15 protein-coding genes and 1 pseudogene are annotated in these 19597 nt (G+C 64.1%); 6 read left to right on the forward strand and 10 right to left on the reverse strand.

All coding sequences use genetic code 11. The features are described 5' to 3' along the window. Window positions 1–9 precede the first annotated feature (9 nt). From IHV84_RS05740 to IHV84_RS20660, 5 genes and pseudogenes are all read left to right on the forward strand, one after another. Entirely contained in the window at window positions 10–1488 is a 1479-nt protein-coding gene (locus IHV84_RS05740; RefSeq protein ID WP_066691296.1) for an NADH-quinone oxidoreductase subunit M, read from the forward strand. 27 nt (window positions 1489–1515) lie between these two features. After that, the gene (gene nuoN, locus IHV84_RS05745) at window positions 1516–3009 is read left to right on the forward strand and encodes an NADH-quinone oxidoreductase subunit NuoN (RefSeq protein WP_044401377.1); all 1494 of its coding nucleotides are present in this window, start codon (window positions 1516–1518) and stop codon (window positions 3007–3009) included. 7 nt (window positions 3010–3016) lie between these two features. After that, window positions 3017–3322, forward strand: a complete 306-nt coding sequence (locus IHV84_RS05750; RefSeq protein ID WP_044401380.1) for a DUF2818 family protein — start codon at window positions 3017–3019, stop codon at window positions 3320–3322. A gap of 36 nt (window positions 3323–3358) precedes the next feature. Continuing rightward, window positions 3359–3814, forward strand: a complete 456-nt coding sequence (locus IHV84_RS05755) for a DUF1178 family protein (RefSeq protein WP_066691290.1) — start codon at window positions 3359–3361, stop codon at window positions 3812–3814. Window positions 3815–4132: 318 nt separating this feature from the next. After that, window positions 4133–5997: pseudogene (locus tag IHV84_RS20660) on the forward strand (methyl-accepting chemotaxis protein). Between the two features lie 121 nt (window positions 5998–6118). Here IHV84_RS20660 and IHV84_RS05765 read toward each other — a convergent pair. The 4 genes from IHV84_RS05765 to IHV84_RS05780 form a co-directional block, all read right to left on the reverse strand. After that, window positions 6119–7234: a lipocalin-like domain-containing protein gene (locus IHV84_RS05765; protein ID WP_198846252.1), complete on the reverse strand. Its 1116-nt coding sequence runs from the start codon at window positions 7232–7234 to the stop codon at window positions 6119–6121. A 49-nt stretch (window positions 7235–7283) separates the two neighbouring features. Further along, window positions 7284–8339 (reverse strand): PLP-dependent cysteine synthase family protein, encoded by a 1056-nt coding sequence (locus tag IHV84_RS05770; protein ID WP_198846178.1) that lies wholly within the window; start codon window positions 8337–8339, stop codon window positions 7284–7286. 514 nt (window positions 8340–8853) lie between these two features. Then, the gene (locus IHV84_RS05775; protein ID WP_198846179.1) at window positions 8854–9213 is read right to left on the reverse strand and encodes a hypothetical protein; all 360 of its coding nucleotides are present in this window, start codon (window positions 9211–9213) and stop codon (window positions 8854–8856) included. 144 nt (window positions 9214–9357) lie between these two features. After that, window positions 9358–12009, reverse strand: a complete 2652-nt coding sequence (locus IHV84_RS05780; RefSeq protein WP_198846180.1) for an FtsX-like permease family protein — start codon at window positions 12007–12009, stop codon at window positions 9358–9360. A 222-nt stretch (window positions 12010–12231) separates the two neighbouring features. On the opposite strand from IHV84_RS05780, the gene IHV84_RS05785 reads away from it, so the two are divergent. After that, the gene (locus IHV84_RS05785; RefSeq protein ID WP_198846181.1) at window positions 12232–12663 is read left to right on the forward strand and encodes an Hsp20/alpha crystallin family protein; all 432 of its coding nucleotides are present in this window, start codon (window positions 12232–12234) and stop codon (window positions 12661–12663) included. A gap of 9 nt (window positions 12664–12672) precedes the next feature. Here the strand turns inward: IHV84_RS05785 and IHV84_RS05790 are convergent, their stop codons facing one another. The 6 genes from IHV84_RS05790 to gdhA all read right to left on the reverse strand — a co-directional run bounded on the left by IHV84_RS05790 (window position 12673) and on the right by gdhA (window position 19540). Further along, window positions 12673–13347, reverse strand: coding sequence for an ABC transporter ATP-binding protein (locus IHV84_RS05790; protein WP_066696238.1), 675 nt, complete (start codon window positions 13345–13347; stop codon window positions 12673–12675). 10 nt (window positions 13348–13357) lie between these two features. Further along, the gene (miaA, locus tag IHV84_RS05795) at window positions 13358–14368 is read right to left on the reverse strand and encodes a tRNA (adenosine(37)-N6)-dimethylallyltransferase MiaA (protein WP_198846182.1); all 1011 of its coding nucleotides are present in this window, start codon (window positions 14366–14368) and stop codon (window positions 13358–13360) included. After that, entirely contained in the window at window positions 14358–15602 is a 1245-nt protein-coding gene (locus IHV84_RS05800) for a multidrug effflux MFS transporter (RefSeq protein ID WP_198846183.1), read from the reverse strand. Before IHV84_RS05800 ends, miaA begins: the two co-directional genes overlap by 11 nt. 68 nt (window positions 15603–15670) lie before the next feature. After that, window positions 15671–16510, reverse strand: a complete 840-nt coding sequence (locus IHV84_RS05805) for an alpha/beta hydrolase (RefSeq protein ID WP_066789461.1) — start codon at window positions 16508–16510, stop codon at window positions 15671–15673. 374 nt (window positions 16511–16884) lie between these two features. Then, window positions 16885–18015 (reverse strand): PilT/PilU family type 4a pilus ATPase, encoded by a 1131-nt coding sequence (locus IHV84_RS05810; protein ID WP_198846184.1) that lies wholly within the window; start codon window positions 18013–18015, stop codon window positions 16885–16887. 181 nt (window positions 18016–18196) lie between these two features. Then, on the reverse strand, window positions 18197–19540 hold the full coding sequence (gdhA, locus tag IHV84_RS05815; RefSeq protein WP_198846185.1) for an NADP-specific glutamate dehydrogenase: 1344 nt from the start codon (window positions 19538–19540) through the stop codon (window positions 18197–18199). Window positions 19541–19597: the final 57 nt, after the last annotated feature.

Raw genomic sequence — 19597 nt, forward strand, 5'->3', positions numbered from 1 at the left:
AACAACAAAATGAGTTCGTTGTTGAGTCTCGCAATCTGGACGCCTATCGTTTTTGGTGCCGTTTTGCTCGCTTTGGGGCGCGATGAGCACGCGCGTGCAGTGCGTTGGATTGCATTGATTGGTGCGCTGGCCGGTCTGCTGGTGACCCTGCCTTTGTATGGCGGCTTTCAGACGGGTACTGCTGCCATGCAGTTCGTGGAGAAAGCGGTTTGGATCGAGCGCTTCAATATCAACTACCACCTGGGCGTTGACGGTATTTCGTTTTGGTTCGTGCCCCTGACAGCTTTCATCACAGTGATTGTGGTGTTGGCCTCCTGGGAGTCCATTACAGAGCGCGTCAACCAGTACATGGGCGCTTTCCTGATTTTGTCGGGGCTGATGATTGGCGTGTTCACGGCCTTGGACGGCATGTTGTTCTACGTCTTTTTTGAAGCCACGCTGATCCCGATGTACCTGATCATCGGTATCTGGGGTGGTCCAAACAAGATCTACGCGGCCTTCAAGTTCTTCCTGTACACGCTGCTCGGCTCCCTGTTGATGCTGATCGCGCTGATCTACCTGTACAACCAATCAGGTGGCAGCTTTGATATTGCAGCCTGGCACAAGATGCCACTGAGCAGCACGGCCCAGACACTGTTGTTCTTCGCTTTCTTTGCAGCGTTTGCAGTCAAGGTGCCGATGTGGCCTGTGCACACTTGGTTGCCTGACGTGCACGTGGAGGCTCCTACGGGTGGTTCCGCCGTGCTGGCGGCCATCATGCTGAAGCTGGGCGCCTATGGTTTCCTGCGCTTCTCGTTGCCCATTGCCCCAGATGCCTCGCGCGAATGGGCATGGCTGATGATTGCACTGTCTTTGGTCGCTGTGATCTATGTCGGTTTGGTCGCCATGGTCCAGAAAGACATGAAGAAACTGGTGGCGTACTCTTCGGTCGCACACATGGGCTTTGTCACGCTGGGCTTCTTCATCTTCAATGACCTGGGCGTCTCTGGCGGCTTGGTTCAGATGATTGCGCACGGCTTTGTGTCGGGTGCCATGTTCCTGTCCATTGGTGTGTTGTACGACCGCGTTCACTCGCGTGAGATTGCTGCCTATGGTGGCGTCGTCAACACCATGCCCAACTTCACTGCGTTTGCATTGTTGTTTGCCATGGCCAACTGCGGGCTGCCGGGCACTGCCGGTTTTGTGGGCGAGTGGATGGTGATTCTGGGCGCTGTCAAAGCGAATTTCTGGATTGGCCTGGCTGCTGCAACCGCGTTGATTTTTGGCGCTGCCTACACACTGTGGATGTTCAAGCGTGTCTATCTGGGCCCCGTGGGAAACAGCCACGTCAAGGAACTGACCGATATCGGCAGCCGCGAGTTTCTGATTTTGTCGCTGTTGGCGATTGCCGTCCTGGCAATGGGCTTGTACCCACGCCCCTTCACGGATGTGATGGATGCCTCGGTGGCTGAATTGCTCAAGCATGTGGCCCTGCAAAAGCTGAACTGACCGACAGACAGAACAGAGAGATTTGAGATGATTGACAACATCAGCTGGCTTGCGGTCTACCCCGAGATCGTGCTTCTTGTGATGGCCTGCGTGATCGCGCTGGTTGACCTGTGGGTGAAGAGCCCCCGTCGCACGGCAACCTATGTGCTGACCATGCTGACACTGGCTGTGGTGGCTGCCCTCGAAGGTGTCTACGCCAGCAGTGGCAACACCTTTTATGGTTTCGGCAACATGGTGGTCAGTGACGCCATGGGCAATTGGCTCAAGTGCTTTGCCACGATTGCAGTCATGGTGACCTTGGTCTACTCACGCCCCTACGCTGCAGACCGCGACATGCTGCGCGGCGGCGAAATGTTCACGCTGTCGATGTTTGCCTTGCTGGGCATGTTCATCATGATCTCAGGCAACAACTTCCTGGTCATTTACCTGGGCTTGGAGCTGCTGACGCTGTCCAGCTACGCCCTGGTGGCCTTGCGCCGCGACAATGCGACCGCGACCGAAGCGGCCATGAAGTATTTCGTGCTGGGTGCCATGGCCAGCGGTTTCTTGCTCTACGGCCTGTCCATGCTCTACGGCGCCACAGGTTCTTTGGATATCGGGCAAGTGTTCAAGGCCGTGCTTTCGGGTCAGGTCAAGCACCAGGTGCTGGTGTTCGGTTTGGTGTTTGTCGTGGCTGGCTTGGCCTTCAAGCTGGGTGTGGTTCCCTTCCACATGTGGATTCCTGATGTGTACCAAGGTGCTCCCACAGCCATCACACTGATGATCGGTAGCGCACCCAAGCTGGCTGCGTTCGCCATCACCATGCGCTTGCTGGTAGACGGACTGCTGCCTTTGGCCATCGATTGGCAGCAAATGTTGGCGGTGCTCGCCATCGGCTCGCTGTTGATTGGTAATCTGGCCGCCATCGCGCAGACCAATCTCAAACGGATGCTGGCGTACTCGACCATTTCCCAAATGGGCTTTGTGTTGCTGGGTCTGCTGTCCGGGGTGATCAACGGGCAGGTGAATTCGGCCGTGGCGGAGAACGCATACAGCGCTTCGATGTTCTACGTCGTGACCTACGTGTTGACTACCTTGGCCACCTTCGGTGTCATTCTGCTGTTGGCTCGCGAAGGTTTTGAAAGCGAAGAGATCTCGGATCTGGCGGGTCTCAACCAGCGCAGCCCCTTGTACGCAGGTGTGATGGCTATCTGCCTGTTCTCCATGGCTGGTATTCCTCCACTGGTGGGCTTCTACGCCAAGCTGGCGGTGCTGCAGTCGTTGCTGGCTTCTGGGCAGACCGCTTATATCGCGCTGGCCGTGTTTGCCGTGGTCATGTCGCTGATCGGTGCGTTCTATTACCTGCGCGTCGTGAAGGTGATGTATTTCGACGCGCCATTGACCGCCACCAGCGTATCCGCTCCGCTCGACGTTCGGTTTGTCTTGACTTTGAACGGCGCACTGGTGCTGGTGTTGGGCTTGTTGCCAGGCGGTTTGATGGCACTGTGCGCTGACGCTATCGTCCGCGCCCTGGCGACCTGAGGCGTCTGTGTCACAGACCGGTGCCATTTGGCTGGTGATTTTGGCTGCTCTGGTGGCGGCCAACTTGCCTTTCCTCAACCACCGGGTGGCGTTGGTGGGGCCTGTGGCTTCGCCTCGCAAAGGGTTGCTCATCCGTTTGGTGGAACTGGTCGTCTTGTACTTTCTGGTGGGCGGCTTTGCGATGTTGCTGGAGCGTCGTGCTGGCCAGAATGCTCCCCAGGGGTGGGAGTTCTACGCCATCACCGGTACCTTGTTTCTCACGCTGGCGTTTCCGGGCTTTGTGTACCGGTACCTTTTGCGCCGCCATAGCTAAGCCTGCCGAGCTTTTTCCTTCTGAGCGACTGTCACCATGAAGGTGTTGGATCTGCACTGCCGTAGCGAACATGTCTTTGAAGGCTGGTTTGCGTCAGAGGAAGACTTCCAGTCCCAGCTTGGCAAAGGGCTGGTTCAGTGCCCTCTGTGTGGGGATGACCAGATACAAAAACGCCTCAGCGCTCCGCGCCTGAATTTGCGCGCTTCGGCGTCAGCCAGTGCGCAGGTGCCCACCGCCGAACCTTCGCCACCGCCTCAGCTACCCTCAGACGCTTCGCAGGCTGCGGCGTGGCTGCAGCGGATGCGGCAAGCTGTTGCTCAGTCTGAGGATGTGGGCGAACGCTTCACCGAAGAAGCCCGAAAAATGCATTGGGGTGAAGCTGACCAACGCCCCATTCGTGGGCAAGCAAACATTGATCAAACGCTGCAGCTGCTGGAAGAGGGCATTCCGGTGCTGCCGCTGCCCCCAGCACTGAAAGAGCCACTGCAATAGACGCTTGCCCGGGTCTGCGCCGCTGCTTTCGAGGGGGGAGGGCCGGGCGTGGTGCAAGAGCTCTGCCACTGTGCGTATCCAGCACGGTGGGGTGCTGTCTGCACCGAAGCTGTTCGCGCCATCTCTTCCTTTTATGCCCAGCTTAGGCCCGCCGTTGTGGGGTTTGGCCTTATATCGGTATCTTGCGAGCGGTAGCGTGCCGTCAGATCGGCCGCTCGCATCCGCGCAGCAACCATCCTGAAGTCGTGGAAATGCGTAGATACATGCAGGCGGGGGAACTTCATAATTTGCAAATGCTTACACACTTCAGTTGGTGATGTGTTTCAAACCCTGCGCGCCAGATTGATCGCTATTTGCGTAGCAATCACCGTTTTCTCTCTTTTGACGCTGGCCCTGGCCACCTTTTTCATGGTGCGCAAGGACACGCTGACGCAGCTCGATCACCGGGTGGGGCAGGTCACCCGATCACACGCCAACGAGTTGGCGGAATGGGTGCGTGAGAAGCAACGTATTACGGGCTCCCTGAAACTGGCGGTGGGCCAGTCAGAGCCTTTGCCATTTTTGCGGGCCGCCAAACAGGCCGGCGCGTTCGACGACACGTATTTTGTGTAAGCCGACAAGCGCAATATCTTTGACCACCCCATGCCCGAGGGCTACGACGGCACCGCCCGGCCTTGGTACAAGCAGGCAGCGCAGGCCGGTGCGCCGGTGCTGACGCCTGCCTATGTGGACGCGAGCCTGGCAAGCTCACCATCACCTTCGCTGAACCCGTAGGCCCCGCAGGTCAACCCACGGCTGAGGTGGGTACCGACATGCATCTGGACACGGTGACCAAAAAAGTGGCCGCCATTCGTCCCATCTCCAAGAGCTTTGCCTTCCTGATTGATGGGGAAGGCAAACTGCTGGCCCACCCCAAGGCGGATCTGGCCCTGAAGCCCGCCTCAGAAATTGCCAAAGGCATTGATGCTGGCATGCTCACGAACCTGGCCTCTGACAGCACGCGTGCCGATGTGTTGATCGACGGCGCAGACCAGATGCTCTACGCAGCCAAGGTGGAAGGCACTCCATGGACCCTGGCCATTGCCATCGATCGCGCCGAAGCCACCCATGCCGTCACCGTGATGCTGCAGATCGCTGGCCTGATCACCGTGCTCAGCGTCTTGGTGGCTGTGGCACTGCTGACAGTGGCCGTGAGCCGCCAGCTGCGTCGTCTGGGCCTGGTCAGCGATGCGCTGCGTGACATCGCATCGGGTGAGGGCGATCTCACACGCCGTCTGGAAACCCAGGGCAAGGACGAGCTGGCCGCCATTGCCACGTCGTTCAACCAGTTCGTGGACAAGATCGCCAAGGTGCTGGTCAGCATCCGCGAATCTTCGGAGTCGGTGCGCTTGGCCTCGACCGAGATTGCCAGCGGCAACCAGGATTTGTCGGCACGCACTGAACAGCAAGCAGGCTCGCTGGAAGAAACCGCCGCCGCCATGGAAGAGCTGACGGCTACGGTGCAGCAAAACGCCGCCAATGCCCGTCAAGCCAACGAGCTGGCCACTGGCGCTTCGCAAGTGGCTTCGCACGCCAGCACGGTGGTGGGCCAGGTGGTGGAGACCATGGGGGGCATCGATGCATCGGCCCGCAAGATCGTGGACATCATTGGTGTCATTGACGGCATTGCTTTCCAGACCAACATCCTCGCCTTGAACGCGGCCGTGGAGGCTGCCCGCGCGGGTGAGCAAGGTCGCGGCTTCGCCGTGGTGGCGTCTGAGGTGCGCACGCTGGCCCAGCGCAGCGCCACAGCCGCCAAGGAGATCAAGGAGCTGATCAGCGAATCGGCCTCGCAAGTGGAGGCAGGCAGCAAGCTGGTGCAAGAGGCTGGCGCCACCATGGACAAGGTGGTGGAAAGCGTGCGCAAGGTCACCACCATCGTGGCCGACATCAGCCTGGCCAGCCAGGAGCAAAGCACAGGCTTTGCCGAGGTGGGCAGCGCCGTGACGCTGATGGACCAGGCCACCCAGCAAAACGCTGCCCTGGTGGAAGAAGCCACCGCTGCCGCGCAATCGCTGCAACACCAGGCGGTGGCACTGGCAGAAGCCGTAGCAGGCTTCAAGCTTGACAACGGCACCGCTGGTTCATGGGGTAGCAGCGCTGCACCCCAACGGGGGAAGGCTTTGGCTTTGAGCCAGGACTGAGTTCTTCACGTTGGGCGCGTGGTGGCGCGCCGTTCAAAGAGCCTGCGGCTACCAGCCCCAGGCTCTTTTTTTCGGGCATGGCTTAACCCACCGCGCTGGGGTTGGCCCAAAGGCATTTCCGCTACAGCCGCATAGCCTTGGTGTACCCCGTCATCTCCAGATAACCACGGCCTGCCGCTTGGCCATTGGCATGGGTCAGATCCGACAACCCCTCCCAATACACTGCGCCGGTGGACGCACTGCTGTCCAGCTCTTGCGCATCCAGCAATGCATTCACCGTGTAGGTGCCGACCGGGGTTTGCACCTCCCACTGCACTGGGTAGCGGGCGTCGCTTTGGGGGCTGGTCCACCACCGCAGCGGGCGCCACGATACGTCGGTGGCTGAGAACACCTGTGGCGTTATCTGGCCCGCGCCTCTGAACGATCCACCAGCCCACAGCGCCGATCCATCGGCGCGCCGCAGCTGGAAGGCCGTGAGCGCATTGCCGTCGTGCAGGTTCATCCCGATCCAGTCCCACCCCACTGCATCGTCTGCCAGCAGGGCTTCGCTCCATTCATGGTCCATCCAGGCGCGTGCGGGCCGGGTGGGATCAATGGGCAGGGTGCGGCCGCCCACCACCATGCTGCCGCTCACGGCCAGCTGGGGCTGGCTGTAGTAGTAGCTGGCCTGCTCGGCCAACGGCCCCTTGCGCGACAAACCCCGCTGCCCTTGCAGCAACAAGGGTTGGGTGGATTCAAACTGCAATTGCAAGCCAAATTGCTCACCCGTGATCCGTGCGGTATAGCGGCTCGCAGTTGCATCCGCGCCAGGGCTCGGCGCGTTCTGCCGCAGCAAGCTCCAGTCGCGCAGTCGCACCGCCGTGTCGGCTTCGCTGGCTTCAGCCACGCCAAACCCGGCGCGCGCCACGCGCTGGTCGTGCAGCAGCTTTTGCCCCTGCACATCGGTAATGGCTGCGTGGGCAAACAGCAGCTGCTTGGCGGCAAACGCTGAGCGCATGGTTTGTGTGGCATCCATGCGCGAGCGGAAAAACGTCACCTGAAACCCCCATGGCCGCCCATCCGCAAACGCGTGCCCGGTGATGTACCACCACTCGGTGCGCAGGTCAGGGTGGCTGCCGTGGTCGCGCGGAAACCGCAAGGTCTTCGCTGGCAACGCCAAGCCATCACGCGCCGTGGTGGCACCGGCCACGGCCAATGCCCAGGCCAGCCACTGCCGCCGGGCAAAGCGTGGTGGCATGCCCGCCGCTGTGGGGGGCTGTGGCCAAGGGGGCAAGCCAGCCATGGCGTCAGGCCAGCAGCGCGTTCAGGCGCTGCTCTGCGCTGGCGCAGTCGCCCATCGTCTGGTGCACCCAGTCGCAGTTGTAGTACGTGGGCAAATACCGCTCCCCCGCATCGCACAGCAGTGACAAGATGGAGCCGCTCTCGCCCCGCTCGCGCATCTCATGCGCCAGCGTGAGCATCGCCACAAAGTTGGTGCCGGTGGATGGCCCCACGCGCCGCCCCAGCAGTTGCGACAGCACCCGCATCGCTGCCACCGAATCCACATCCGCTACATCCACCATGCGGTCTACCAGCGTGCGGACAAAGCTGGGCTCCACCCGTGGGCGGCCAATGCCCTCGATGCGCGAGCCGGGGGCCGTCAGGCTGGCATCGCCCGTGCGGTGGTAGGCGCTGAACACCGAGCCCGCCGGGTCGGCCACGCACACCTGCGTGGCGTGCCGCTGATAGCGCACATAGCGGCCAATGGTGGCGCTGGTGCCGCCCGTGCCTGCGCCCACCACAATCCAGCGCGGCACGGGGTGCCGCTCGCGCGCCATCTGGGTGAACATGCTCTCGGCAATGTTGTTGTTGCCCCGCCAGTCGGTGGCCCGCTCGGCATAGGTGAACTGGTCCATGTAATGCCCGCCCGTCTCCGCCGCCACGGCGCGGGCTGCGGCATACACCTCACCCGCACTCTCCACCAGGTGACAGCGCCCACCGTGAAACTCGATTTGCGCAATCTTCTCGGGCGAGGTGCTGCGCGGCATCACCGCCACAAACGGCAAGCCCAGCAGCCGCGCAAAGTAGGCCTCGCTCACCGCCGTGGAGCCGCTCGACGCCTCCACCACCGTCGAGCCCTCATGCAGCCAGCCATTGCACAGCGCGTACAAAAACAGCGACCGCGCCAGCCGGTGCTTCAGGCTGCCCGTGGGGTGCGTGGATTCGTCTTTGAGGTACAGGTCAATGCCGTGCGCAGCAAAGGCGAGCAGGCGCAGCGGGATCAGGTGGGTATCGGCGCTGCGTTGGTAATCGGCTTCGATGCGGGCGATGGCTTCGTGGAGCCAGGGGGAGGGGAAGGTCATGGGAGTGATTCTCGGACAGACGGCCAAAAAGCAGTCTGTAGACATTTACTTATCTGAAAGATTCAGATGGCGTTCGGTCATGCAGTCGTAGCGAACGTGCGACTGTAGCTCCGCGGGCTTTGGCCAACTTGCTTCGGTAGTGTTGATTGGTGGCCTCAAGGTTGGAGCTTCTTTAGAACCTCATCCGTTTCACGCCAAACCGCCAGGCCCAGCGCCGCGCCTGTGCTGCCAGCTAGGTTGAGACAGCGGATGCCGACGCTTCCGATCTGGCTCGCGTCACAGTGCCTTCGAATGCTATGAAAAAATAGCTGCCTGCGCTTTTGCATAGCGCGCTACAGGCACAAATCGTTAGAAATTTCGGGCCATACCATGTTGGGGCGCAGACTCGGCAGAGTCACAGCCTTTTCGCTGTCACCTGCCGATGGGTCATGAGCGCGCGCCGGATGAGGCGACGATGTAGCGCAGTAGGCACCTCCCGGAAAGAGGCTTGCCCCCAGCGTGCAAGCCGCAGCGCCTACTCAGCGCGTTCAATCCACCAAGTCACATCGCCGGGCGGAACCACGCCCAGCACCTTCCCGTCCTGTTTGACGAAGTTGGTGCAGCGCTCCTCCACGCGCTGTTTGTTCCAGCGCACGCAATACCCGGCGTCGCCGTTTCTGCGCCAGGTGCCGATGTCGTTGTAGCCCTTGCGGGCAACTGCGGAGTTATCGGGCTTCAGGTGGATTTCCACGATCAAGCCGCTTTTGCCATTGGTGGCTTTGAAGGGCTGGGCGATCATTTGGTCGAATTCGTCTTTCGACAAAGCAGGGTTGTTCGCAAACGCGTTGGCCGACAGCAAAAGGGCAGCGGTCAGCAGGGCAGGTCGAAGATTCATCGGTGGCTCCCTCAGTGGTTGGAGGGCCTCAGGGTAGTGAGTACCTGCAGGGCGGTCAAGGTGTGGGGCGGCGCATGGGGGTTGCGATTCGTTCAGCGCATCTCGGTGTGTCTGCGCAAACGGCGAGCCATGGGAAGGGCTGTCTCACCAATCCTCCTTCACCGCCATCACCGCATCCCTCCCCGCCGCCGCCCTTCCAGCCAGCCACGCCGTCACCGTCCCCGACACCACCACCGCAGCGCACAGCGCCCACAAGCGCGGCGCGGGGATGTTCATCTCCATCGTCCAGTGAAAGCTCTGCGGGTTGACCACATACACCAGCACCACGGACACGGCCAGGCCCAGCAGCACGCCAGCGATGGCCCCAATGCCCGTCCACGCTGCGCCTTCGCCCGCCACCACCGCCAGGATCTGGCGGCGGGTGAGGCCCAGGTGGGCGAGCAGGCCGAATTCTTTGCGGCGGGCCAGCACCTGGGCGCTGAAGCTGGCGGCCACGCCGAAGAGGCCGATGCCGATGGCCACGGCCTGCAGCCAGTAGGTGACGGCGAAGCTGCGGTCAAAGATTTGCAGCGAGCGTTCGCGGATGGATTGGGCGGAGACAAATTCGACCAGGGGCGGATTGCCATCCGCGCTGTGGTTGGCGGCACCCGAGTCGCTGGTGCCCGTTGGCGTTGCCGCGCTGGCTTGCTGCGCTGCGCTGCGAATGCGGCTTTGCAGTGCGGCCATGTCCACCCCGTCGGCAGGCCACAGGGCCAGGTCGCTGATGCGGGTGTCGCCGGTCAGGCGCTGGTAGGCGGCGCTGTCCAGGGTGATGGCGCCGGTCTGGCGCACATAGTCGCGCCACACGCCTGCTATAAAAAACGTAGCTGCCTGCGCTTGATTAGCGGGCGTTGCAGGCATAAAAGCCTTGGAAAGCTCGGGCCACGCCTGGCCGGGTCGCACGCCATACAGGTCCACCACCGCTTCGCTCACATACACGCCGATCTGCCCGGCAGGCACGGGCAGGGCGGCGCCGGTGAGGGGCAGCACCTGGGCGGGGTCGGTGCCCAGCGGGCGGCTGAGCACGGTGAGGGCGGGGCGGGCAGCGCTCAGCTGCAGGGGGCTGGTGCGCAGGGGCGATACCTTGTCCACGCCCGGCAGACGGGCCACGGCTTCGGCAAAGCCGGGGGGCAGCAGGGCGGCGTCGCCGCCCGCGGCTTGCAGGGGCGAGCGCACGTACAGCGGCGAGGGCAGCACCGCGTCCAGCCACTGGATGACCGAGCCGCGAAAGCTGGCCACCATCACCGTCAGCGCCACGGCCAGGCTCAGGCTAGCCACCACGCCGCCCACGGCAATGGCGGCGGTGCCGCGCATGCGGCGGGCACGCTCCAGCGCCAGCAGGGTGAGCGGGTGGCGCGCTGCCAGCGGCTGCAGCCGCTGCAGCAGCCAGGCCACGCCCCAGGGCAGCAGGGCAATGCCGCCCACCAGCAGCAGGCCAATCGCCACGTAGGCCGCCAATGGGATGCCAAAAATGGGCGGAAGCGCCGCCAATACAGCGCTAGCAGCTATCAAAAACATACCAACCCAGCCCCGCCCGGCGCGCCCGCTGGCACTGCCCAGGCCTTTCAGGGTCTGCGCGGGCGGCAGGGCCTGCGCGGCGCGGGCGGGCCACCAGCCGCCTGCCACGGCGGCGGCCACGCCCAGGCTGCCGTAGAGCAGGGCGGCGCTCAAGCTCCACTGCAGGCGGGGCTGCACCCCGGCAAAGTAGCCACCGCCCAGGTCACCGCCCAGTAACTGCAGTGCCGCGCTGGCCAGGGCCGTGCCCATTGCCAGCCCGGCCAGGCTGCCCACCACGCCCAGCAGCGCCGATTCGGCCAGCACCAGCGCCAGCCGCTGGCGCGGCGTGGCACCCAGCACGGCCAGCAGCGCAAACTGCGGCCCGCGCTGCGCCACGCTGAGGGCCAGCACCGAGAACACCAAAAACGCCCCGGTGAACAGCGCCACCAGCGCCAGCACGGTCAGGTTGACGCGGTAGGCGCGCGAGAGGTTGCTCACCCGCTGCGCCGCATCGCCGGGCTCGGCCAGCGTGGCTTGAGCGGGCCAGCCGGGCAGGGCTTGCAGCGCTTGTTTCAAGGCGCTGCGGTCGGTGCCGGGCTGCAGTTGCAGGTCGATGCGGGTGAGCTGGCCCACGCGGCCCAGCAGGTCTTGCGCGGCGCCAATGTCCATCACCGCCAGCGGTGCGCCGGGGGCGCTCACGGTGCCTGCGACTTGCACGGCCAGGGTGCGCAGGCCGGTTTGCAGTTGCAGCGTGGGGCGGGGCTGGCTGCCCTCGGGCGGCACGCCCAGCGACTGTAGCGCAGCGGGGTTGAGGTAAACGGTGGCGGGGGCAAAGAGGGCATCACGCGCCGCGCCTTCCCATGGCCTGGGCATGAGGGCTGGGGCCATGGCGGGCAGCAGCAGGGCATCGGCCCCCAGCAGGCGCAGGGCGGTGGGGGCTGTGGCCGGGCTGGTCTGCACCGCCGGGCTGGCCATGGCCGTGGCTTCCAGCACCGGGTTGGCGCGGGCTACGTCGGGGTGGGGGGCGATCTGGGCAAACAGGTCCTCGCCCAGCGTGCCCTGCATGGCGCGCACTTCCAGGTCGGGCTGGCCGTTCACGGCGCGCACGGCCTGCGAGAACTCGTCCAGCGCCGATGCGTTGATGACATGCACGGCAAACGCCAGCGCCACGCCCAGCATGACGGCGGCCACGGCGGCTGCGCTGCGCCAGGGGTGGTGGCGCAGGTCTTGCCACGAGAAGGTGCGAAGCAGTGCGAGCATGCGGGCATTGTGCAGGCCGACCTGCGCGGGGCGGTGACTGGGGCTTTTTGAGGCACATCAACCCGCGCATGTTGGCCCGGCAGGGGCTCTTGAAATGGCAGAACGCGGGCCGTAAATTGGAAGGGAAGGTGGTGGAGGTTTCTGCCTCTGGCTGCCTGCAGGTCTGGTGCCAGCCGTGCGCCAGAGATGTTGAATTCCACACAACTTTCAAGGAGCATCACCATGAGTTCTCTGATTCCCCGTGGCGGCAGTTTGCTGGACGAGTTCTTCAAAGATGTGGCGCCGGGTTTTTACGTGCGCCCGCTGCACGGCGACGGCCTGCCCTCGCCTGCACAGATCAAAGTGGATGTGAAAGAGTCTGATGGCGGCTACACCGTGCACGCCGAGGTGCCCGGCGTGGCCAAGGAAGACATTCATGTCTCGCTGGAAGGCAATGTGGTGAGCCTGCGCGCCGAGGTGCGCCAGCACGACCAGCAAACAGACGGCGAAAAGGTGCTGCGCTCAGAGCGCTACTTTGGCCAGGTGGCCCGCAGCTTTGCGCTGCCCGCCGATGTGGACGCCAGCCAGGCCAAGGCCAAGTACGACAACGGCGTGCTGACGCTGACCCTGCCCAAGAAGCAGGCCAGCAACGCGCAGCGCCTGCACATCGAGTAACCGAGGGCTTCAGCCCACCATGCCGCTGGCCGTCAGGCGCAGCACGCGGTCGGCCCGCGCAGCGGCAGCGTCAGAGTGGGTGACCAGCACCAGCGAGGCCCCTTGCTCGCGCGTCTGGGCGAGCAGCAAGTCCATGACTAGCGCGGCGGTGGTGGGGTCGAGGTTGCCCGTGGGCTCGTCGGCCAGCAGCAGGCCGGGGCGGTGCACCAGGGCGCGGGCAATGGCCACGCGCTGCAGTTGACCACCGCTGAGTTGTTGCGGCAGCCGGGTGCCCAGTGCGCCCAGGCCCACGGCATCGAGCATGGCCTGCACGCGGGCGGGGTCTGTCTGACCCAGCAGCATCAGCGGCAGGGCCACGTTCTGCGCCACGTCCAGGTGCGGCAGCACGTGAAAGGCCTGGAACACAAACCCCACATGGGCGCGGCGCCACAGGGCGCGGGCGGTGTCGTCCAAATCGGCCAGCCGGGTGGCGGTGCCATTGGCGGCGGTGTAAGTGATGTCGCCTTCGTCCCACTGGTCCAGCCCCGCCAGGCAGTTGAGCAGGGTGGATTTGCCCACCCCCGAGTCGCCCACGATGGCGACAAACTCGCCGGGCTGCACGGCGAAGTGGACCTGGGCAAACACGGGCGTGCCGCCGTAGTGCTTGCCCAGGTGCTGGACGGTAAGCGTGCTGTGGGTGGGCATGGGTGACAGGTCAGGCAGTGGCGGCGTTGCGCTCTGCCTGGTCCAGCCGAAGCAGCACGGCTTGCACCAGCTCGGCCACGGCGGTGGGGTGGTCGCAGGCAATGGCGTGGCGTTCGGGCATGCTGCGCAGCCATGTCACCTGGCGTTTGGCCAACTGGCGCGTGGCGACGATGCCGCGCTCGCGGAAGTGGGCGATGTTCAGCGGCGCATCGGGCCCCTTGCGGGCCTGGTAGTCCAGCTCTTCCCATGCCTGGCGGTAACCCACGCAGCGCATCGATGGCAGGTCGGCATGCAGGTCGCCGCGCGCACGCAGGGCGCGTACCTCGTCCATGAAGCCTGCCGCCAGCATGGCGTCAAACCTCTGGGCAATGCGTTCGTGCAGCCAGGCACGGTTGTTTGGTTCTAAGGAAAAAAGGGCTGTAGCGCTTGCTGCGCTTTCGCTGGATGCTCCTTTTTTTGTAGTGTGAAAGCTCGACAGCGGCTGGCCTGACACATGCCACACCTCCAGTGCGCGCTGAATGCGCTGGCTGTCGCCCGGTGCCAGGCGGGCGGCGGTGGTGGGGTCTACCTTGGCCAGCTCGGCGTGCATGCCGGGCCAGCCGATGGCCTGGGCCTGGGCTTCGAGCTGGGCACGCACCTCGGGGTTGGCGGCGGGCATGTCGTCAATGCCGTCCAGCAGCGCCTTGAAGTAAAGCATGGTGCCGCCCACCAGCAGGGGCAGGGCACCACGGGCGCGGATCTCGGCAATGAGGCGCGTGGCGTCTTGCACAAACTCGGCAGCGCTGTAGGCCTGCAGCGGGTCGCGGATGTCGATGAGGTGGTGGGGCACGGCGGCTCGCTCTGCCGCCGTGGGCTTGGCGGTGCCAATGTCCATGCCCCGGTACACCAGGGCCGAATCGACGCTGATGATCTCGACCGGCATGCGCCGCCCCAGCACGGCGGCCAGGGCCAGCGCCCCGGCGGTTTTGCCCGATGCGGTGGGGCCTGCCAGCGCAAGGTTGGGCAGGTGTTCAGGCAGCATGTCGCGGTTCTCCAAATTTTTGTACCAAGGTCCAGGACGTGGCGCCCAGCACCACCGACCACAAGAGCACGCCCTGCACCAGGGGCCATACGGTGCCATTGAGGTGCGAGCCCACCCAGCCACCGGTGGCAAAGGCGGCAAGCATCATCACGAACCCATTCATGGCCGATGCCACCCCAGCCGCTTGCGGAAATGGTGCCACCGAGCCTGTTTGCCCGCAGGGCTGGTGAATGCCATGCGCCACCATGAACAGGTAAAACGGTGCCAGCAGGGCCACCGGGTTTTGTGAGTCAGCCAACGCCACCAGGGCCAGGCCCGTGCCACCAGCCAGGCTCAAGGCCCCGGCAATGGCCACCGAGCGGCGCAGCCCCAGCCGCGCCAGCAGGTAGCGGCACACAAAGGTGCCGCAGAAGTAGGCCACGCTGGTGGACAGCATCACCCAGCCGTACTGCGTGCGGGTGAGCTGCAGCACTTCGATGAACACGAACGACGAGGCTGCGAGGAAGGTGAACAGACCGCCATAGGTGGCCGTGGTGAGCAGTGTGAAGGCCCAGAAGCTGGGGTGGCCCAGCACCAGGCGCCAGGTGCGCAGCAGTGTGCCGGGTTGCAGGGCCTGGGGGTTCTTGTGGGCAATGGTTTCGGGCATGCGCAGGGCCACCAGGGCCAGTGTGGCGGTGGCGTACACCGTCAGCGCCAGCAGGGCGGCGCGCCAGCCCAGCCACTGTGCCAGCAGGCCACCCACGGGGGCGCACAGGCAGGCCACGATGCCCAGCCCGGTAAGCGCCTTGGACATGGCACGCGCACCGGCCAGCGGGGTGTACAGGTCGCGCACGATGGCGCGTGCGCACATCACCACCGCGCCCATGGCTGCGCCTTGCAGCACACGCCACACGACCAGCAGGGCCATGCTGGGTGCCAGGGCGCTGCCCACCGATGCCGCCGCGTAAATGCCCAGGCCCGCCAGCAGCACAGGGCGGCGGCCAAAGCGGTCTGACAGCGGGCCCCACACCAGTTGCGAGCAGCCAAAGGCCAGCAGCAGGGCGCTGAGCGTGAGCTGCCCCGCTGCCACGGTGGCGCCCAGGTCGCGCGTCAAGGCGGGTAGCGCGGGCAGGTACAAATCGGTGGTGACGGGCTGAATGCTCAGCAGCAGCGCCAGCACCACGATGGCCAGGCTGGCGGAGGGACGGGAAGGCGTTGGAAGCGCGGCGCCGGCAGTGGCGGAAGGTGCAGACATAACCGGCTGAGCGTACCAGATGGTGCCGGGCCGCAGGCCCGTGCGGCCTTGTGATTCGCGGTGTGAATTCAGCGCGTGGGCAGGCGGAACAGCGAGGCCATCGCCTGCCGGTATTGGCCCTGGCCGATGGCGTTTGTGTTGTGGTGCGAGCCGCCTTCCACCAGCACGAATTGCTTGGGTTCCTGGGCGGCCTCGTACAGCTTGCGGCCCAGCGCGGGCTGGATCAGGCGGTCTTCGCTGCCGTGCACCACCAAGAGGGGCGAGCCAATCTCGCCCACCTTGCGCACCGACTCAAAGCGCTGCGTGATCAGCGGCGACACGGGCAGCCAGCCCCAGCGGAAGGTGCTCACCACGTTAGGAATGCTGGTGAAGGTGCCTTCCACCATCGTGCCCTGTTCGTCGTGCACCTGGTGCGCCAGTTCGATGGCAATGGCGCCGCCCAGCGAGTGGCCAAAGATGTAGCGGGGGCGGTTGGGGTATTGGGCGGCCAGCCATTGCCAGGCGGCGCGTGCATCCTCGGCGGAAGACGCTTCAGACGGCAGCCCGGCGCTGCTTTTACCAAAGCCCCGGTAGTCAATCGCCAGCACCGAAAAGCCCAGCTCGTGCATGCGCCGAATGCGGCCGGACGAGCCCGCCACGTTCCAGCGCGCGCCATGCAGGTACAGCAGCACGGGCGCATCAGCCTGCGGCTGCGGCAGCCACAGGCCATGCAGTTGCTCGGGCCTGCCGTCGGCCTGCGTCGGCAATTCAATCCACACATCCTGCATGCCTTCGGTGGACTGCGCGCCGCCCCAGCTGCGGTCGCTGGGCTGAAAAATCCATTCGCGCTGTTTGGCGTCAAGCGTGGCGCAGCCCACGCTCACGGCCGCTACCAGGGCCAGCGAGAGAACAAGAGGGGTTCTTTTCATCCTCGGGGTGACTCGCGCATCACCACAAAGTTCGCCATCCGTGAACTGCACGGTGAAGGGGCGAGGCGTGGCGTTGACTGCATGCCCGCCAGCCGCCTGGTAGCGCCGGGTGAGTTCCTCGTCAGAGGTCAGCACGATGGGCGGCATGAGCTGAATGCTCTTGATGGCCGAGAAAGGCAGCGTGATGGCGGCAGCCCCTTCGTGCGGCATCAGCACGGTCAGCTGTTCCTGAAGGTCAAACCGCTCCAGTGCACCGTGGCGGGTTTCGTCTGCCGTGGTGAAGACGATGGCCCCTGCCCCCGCAAGGGTGGCATCCCCTGCGGCGTCCCGAAAAAACGGCGGAAACGGCCAGTGCTGCATCAGCGCGCCTGCCGTCAAGCCAACCGTGCGGCCGACTGGATGGGCGAGGATGTGTCGATGGACAGATCGCCGACATCTTGCGTCGAAACCCCCGCTGCCAGTCGCACGCGCAGTGCCAGGTCGGTACGCGAATCGGCGTTGTGCAGCGCTTCGTCCAGCGAAATACGGTCTTCGGTGTAGAGCTGGTACAGCGCCTGGTCAAAGGTGCACATGCCAATCTCGGTGCTGCGTGCCATCGCTTCCTTGATGCCCGAGAACTCGCCTTTGGCGATCAGGTCGGAGATGTAGGAAGAGTTGAGCATCACTTCCACCGCCGGCACCAGCTTTTCGTGCAGACCGGGAATCAGCCGCTGCGATACCACGCCCGCCAGGTTCAGGCTCAGGTCCACCAGCAACTGCCGGTGCGCTTCTTCGGGGAAGAAGTTGATCACCCGCTCCATCGCCTGGTTGGCATTGTTGGCGTGCAGTGTGGACAGGCACAGGTGCCCCGTTTCGGCGTAGGCAATCGCCTGCTTCATGGTGTTGCGGTCGCGGATTTCGCCGATCATGATCACGTCGGGCGCCTCGCGCAGGGCGTTCTTCAGGGCTTCTTCGTACGAATGGGTGTCAATGCCCACCTCGCGCTGGTCTACCACCGAGAGCTTGTGGGCGTGCAGAAACTCCAGCGGGTCTTCAATGGTGAGGATGTGGCCCGTGGCGTTTTCGTTGCGGTAGTTGAGCATGGACGCCAGCGTGGTCGATTTGCCCGAACCCGTGGCGCCCGTCACCAGCACCAGGCCGCGCTTGCGCATCACCAGCTTTTCCAGCACAGGCGGCAGGCCCAGGGCCGCCAGGGGCGGTATCTTGTTCTTGATGTAGCGAATCACCATGCCGGTCTCGCCGCGCTGCACGAACACGTTCACCCGGAAGCGCCCCAGGTTTTCGGCCGAGATCGAGAGATTCATCTCCATCTTGGCTTCGAACTCGCTGATCTGGCGCTCATTCATCGAATAGGCCAGTTGCTTGACCTGCCCCAGGCGCAGCGCGGGCATTTTCAGCGGGTGGGTGATGCCCTCGATCTTCAAGTTGACGGGGGCCCCCACACTGAAGAACAGGTCAGAACCTGCCTTCTCGACCATGAGATTGAGGAAGCTGAAAATTTCCACGCGCGCATCTCCCACGCGCGCGTCTACGACTTGAGGAAAGGGGTTACCTTTGCTGACATGTCGTCCAGCGGGTGAGCATACTGGTATCGGTATATCCAACGCCACGCCCATGAAAAAAGGGGCCGAAGCCCCTTGGTGTTGACCGGCAGGCGCCACTCGGCGCCTTGTGCGGTACTTGGCGTCAGACCACGCCTTGTGCCAGCATGGCGTCGGCCACCTTCACGAAGCCCGCCACGTTGGCGCCGTCGATGTAGCTCACGCTTCCATCGGCGCGCTTGCCGTACTTCAGGCAGGCGCCGTGGATGCCTTGCATGATATGCAGCAGACGGGCATCCACTTCTTCGCGGGTCCAGCTCATGCGCATGGCGTTCTGGCTCATTTCCAGGCCGGAAGTGGCCACGCCACCGGCGTTGGATGCCTTGCCGGGGGCGTACAGCACGCCAGCGGCTTCGAAGGCCTTGGCCGCTTCGATGGTCGAAGGCATGTTCGCGCCTTCAGCCACGCACAGCACGCCGTTCTTGATGAGCAGCTGGGCGTCGTTCTCGTCCAGCTCGTTCTGCGTGGCGCAGGGCAGGGCGATGTCCACGGGCACATGCCAGGGGCGCACACCCGCTTCAAACTTCACACCGGTGCGGGCAGCGTAGTCACTCACGCGGCCGTAGTGGTGGTTCTTCACGTCCATCAGGATGGCCAGCTTCTCTGGGGTGAAGCCGTCTTCATCAATGATGGTGCCGCTGGAGTCGGACACGGTGACGACCTTGGCGCCCAGTTCCATGGCCTTTTCGACGGCGTACTGGGCCACATTGCCCGAGCCGGACACCGACACGCGCATGCCCTTGAAGGACTTGCCGCGGGTCTTGAGCATTTCGTCGGCAAAGTACACGGTGCCGTAGCCCGTGGCTTCAGGGCGGATCAGCGAGCCGCCGAAGCTCAGGCCCTTGCCGGTGAACACGCTGGCAGCGTTGTTGGCCAGCTTCTTGTACATGCCGGCCATGTAGCCCACTTCGCGGCCACCTACGCCGATGTCGCCTGCAGGCACATCGGTGTCGGGGCCCACGTGGCGGTACAGCTCGGTCACGAAAGCCTGGCAAAAGCGCATGACTTCTGCGGGGCTCTTGCCCTTGGGGTCGAAGTCGGATCCGCCCTTGCCGCCGCCCATGGGCAGCGTGGTCAGCGCGTTCTTGAAGGTTTGTTCAAAAGCCAGGAACTTCAGCACCGACAGGTTCACCGAGGGGTGGAAGCGCAGGCCGCCCTTGTAGGGGCCAATGGCCATGCTGTGCTGGATGCGATAGCCGCGGTTGACCTGCACGGTGCCGTGGTCGTCCGTCCAGGACACGCGGAACATCACCACGCGCTCGGGTTCGACCAGACGCTCCAGCAGACCTTGCTCTGCGTAGCGAGGATTCTTCTCGATGAAAGGCCACAGGCTTTCCATCACTTCCGTGACAGCTTGCAGGAATTCAGGTTGACCGGGATTGCGAAGAGCCACCTGCGAAAGGAAGCTGCCAACGGAGTCGTATTTCATGGTTGAAGAGGCTTGTGGAGGTCAAAAAAATGCAGCCGTTGCATGCTGCAATGCGAC

Origin of the sequence: Acidovorax sp. IB03 (assembly GCF_016406015.1) — a bacterium.
Classification (GTDB): Bacteria; Pseudomonadota; Gammaproteobacteria; order Burkholderiales; family Burkholderiaceae_C; genus Acidovorax; species Acidovorax temperans.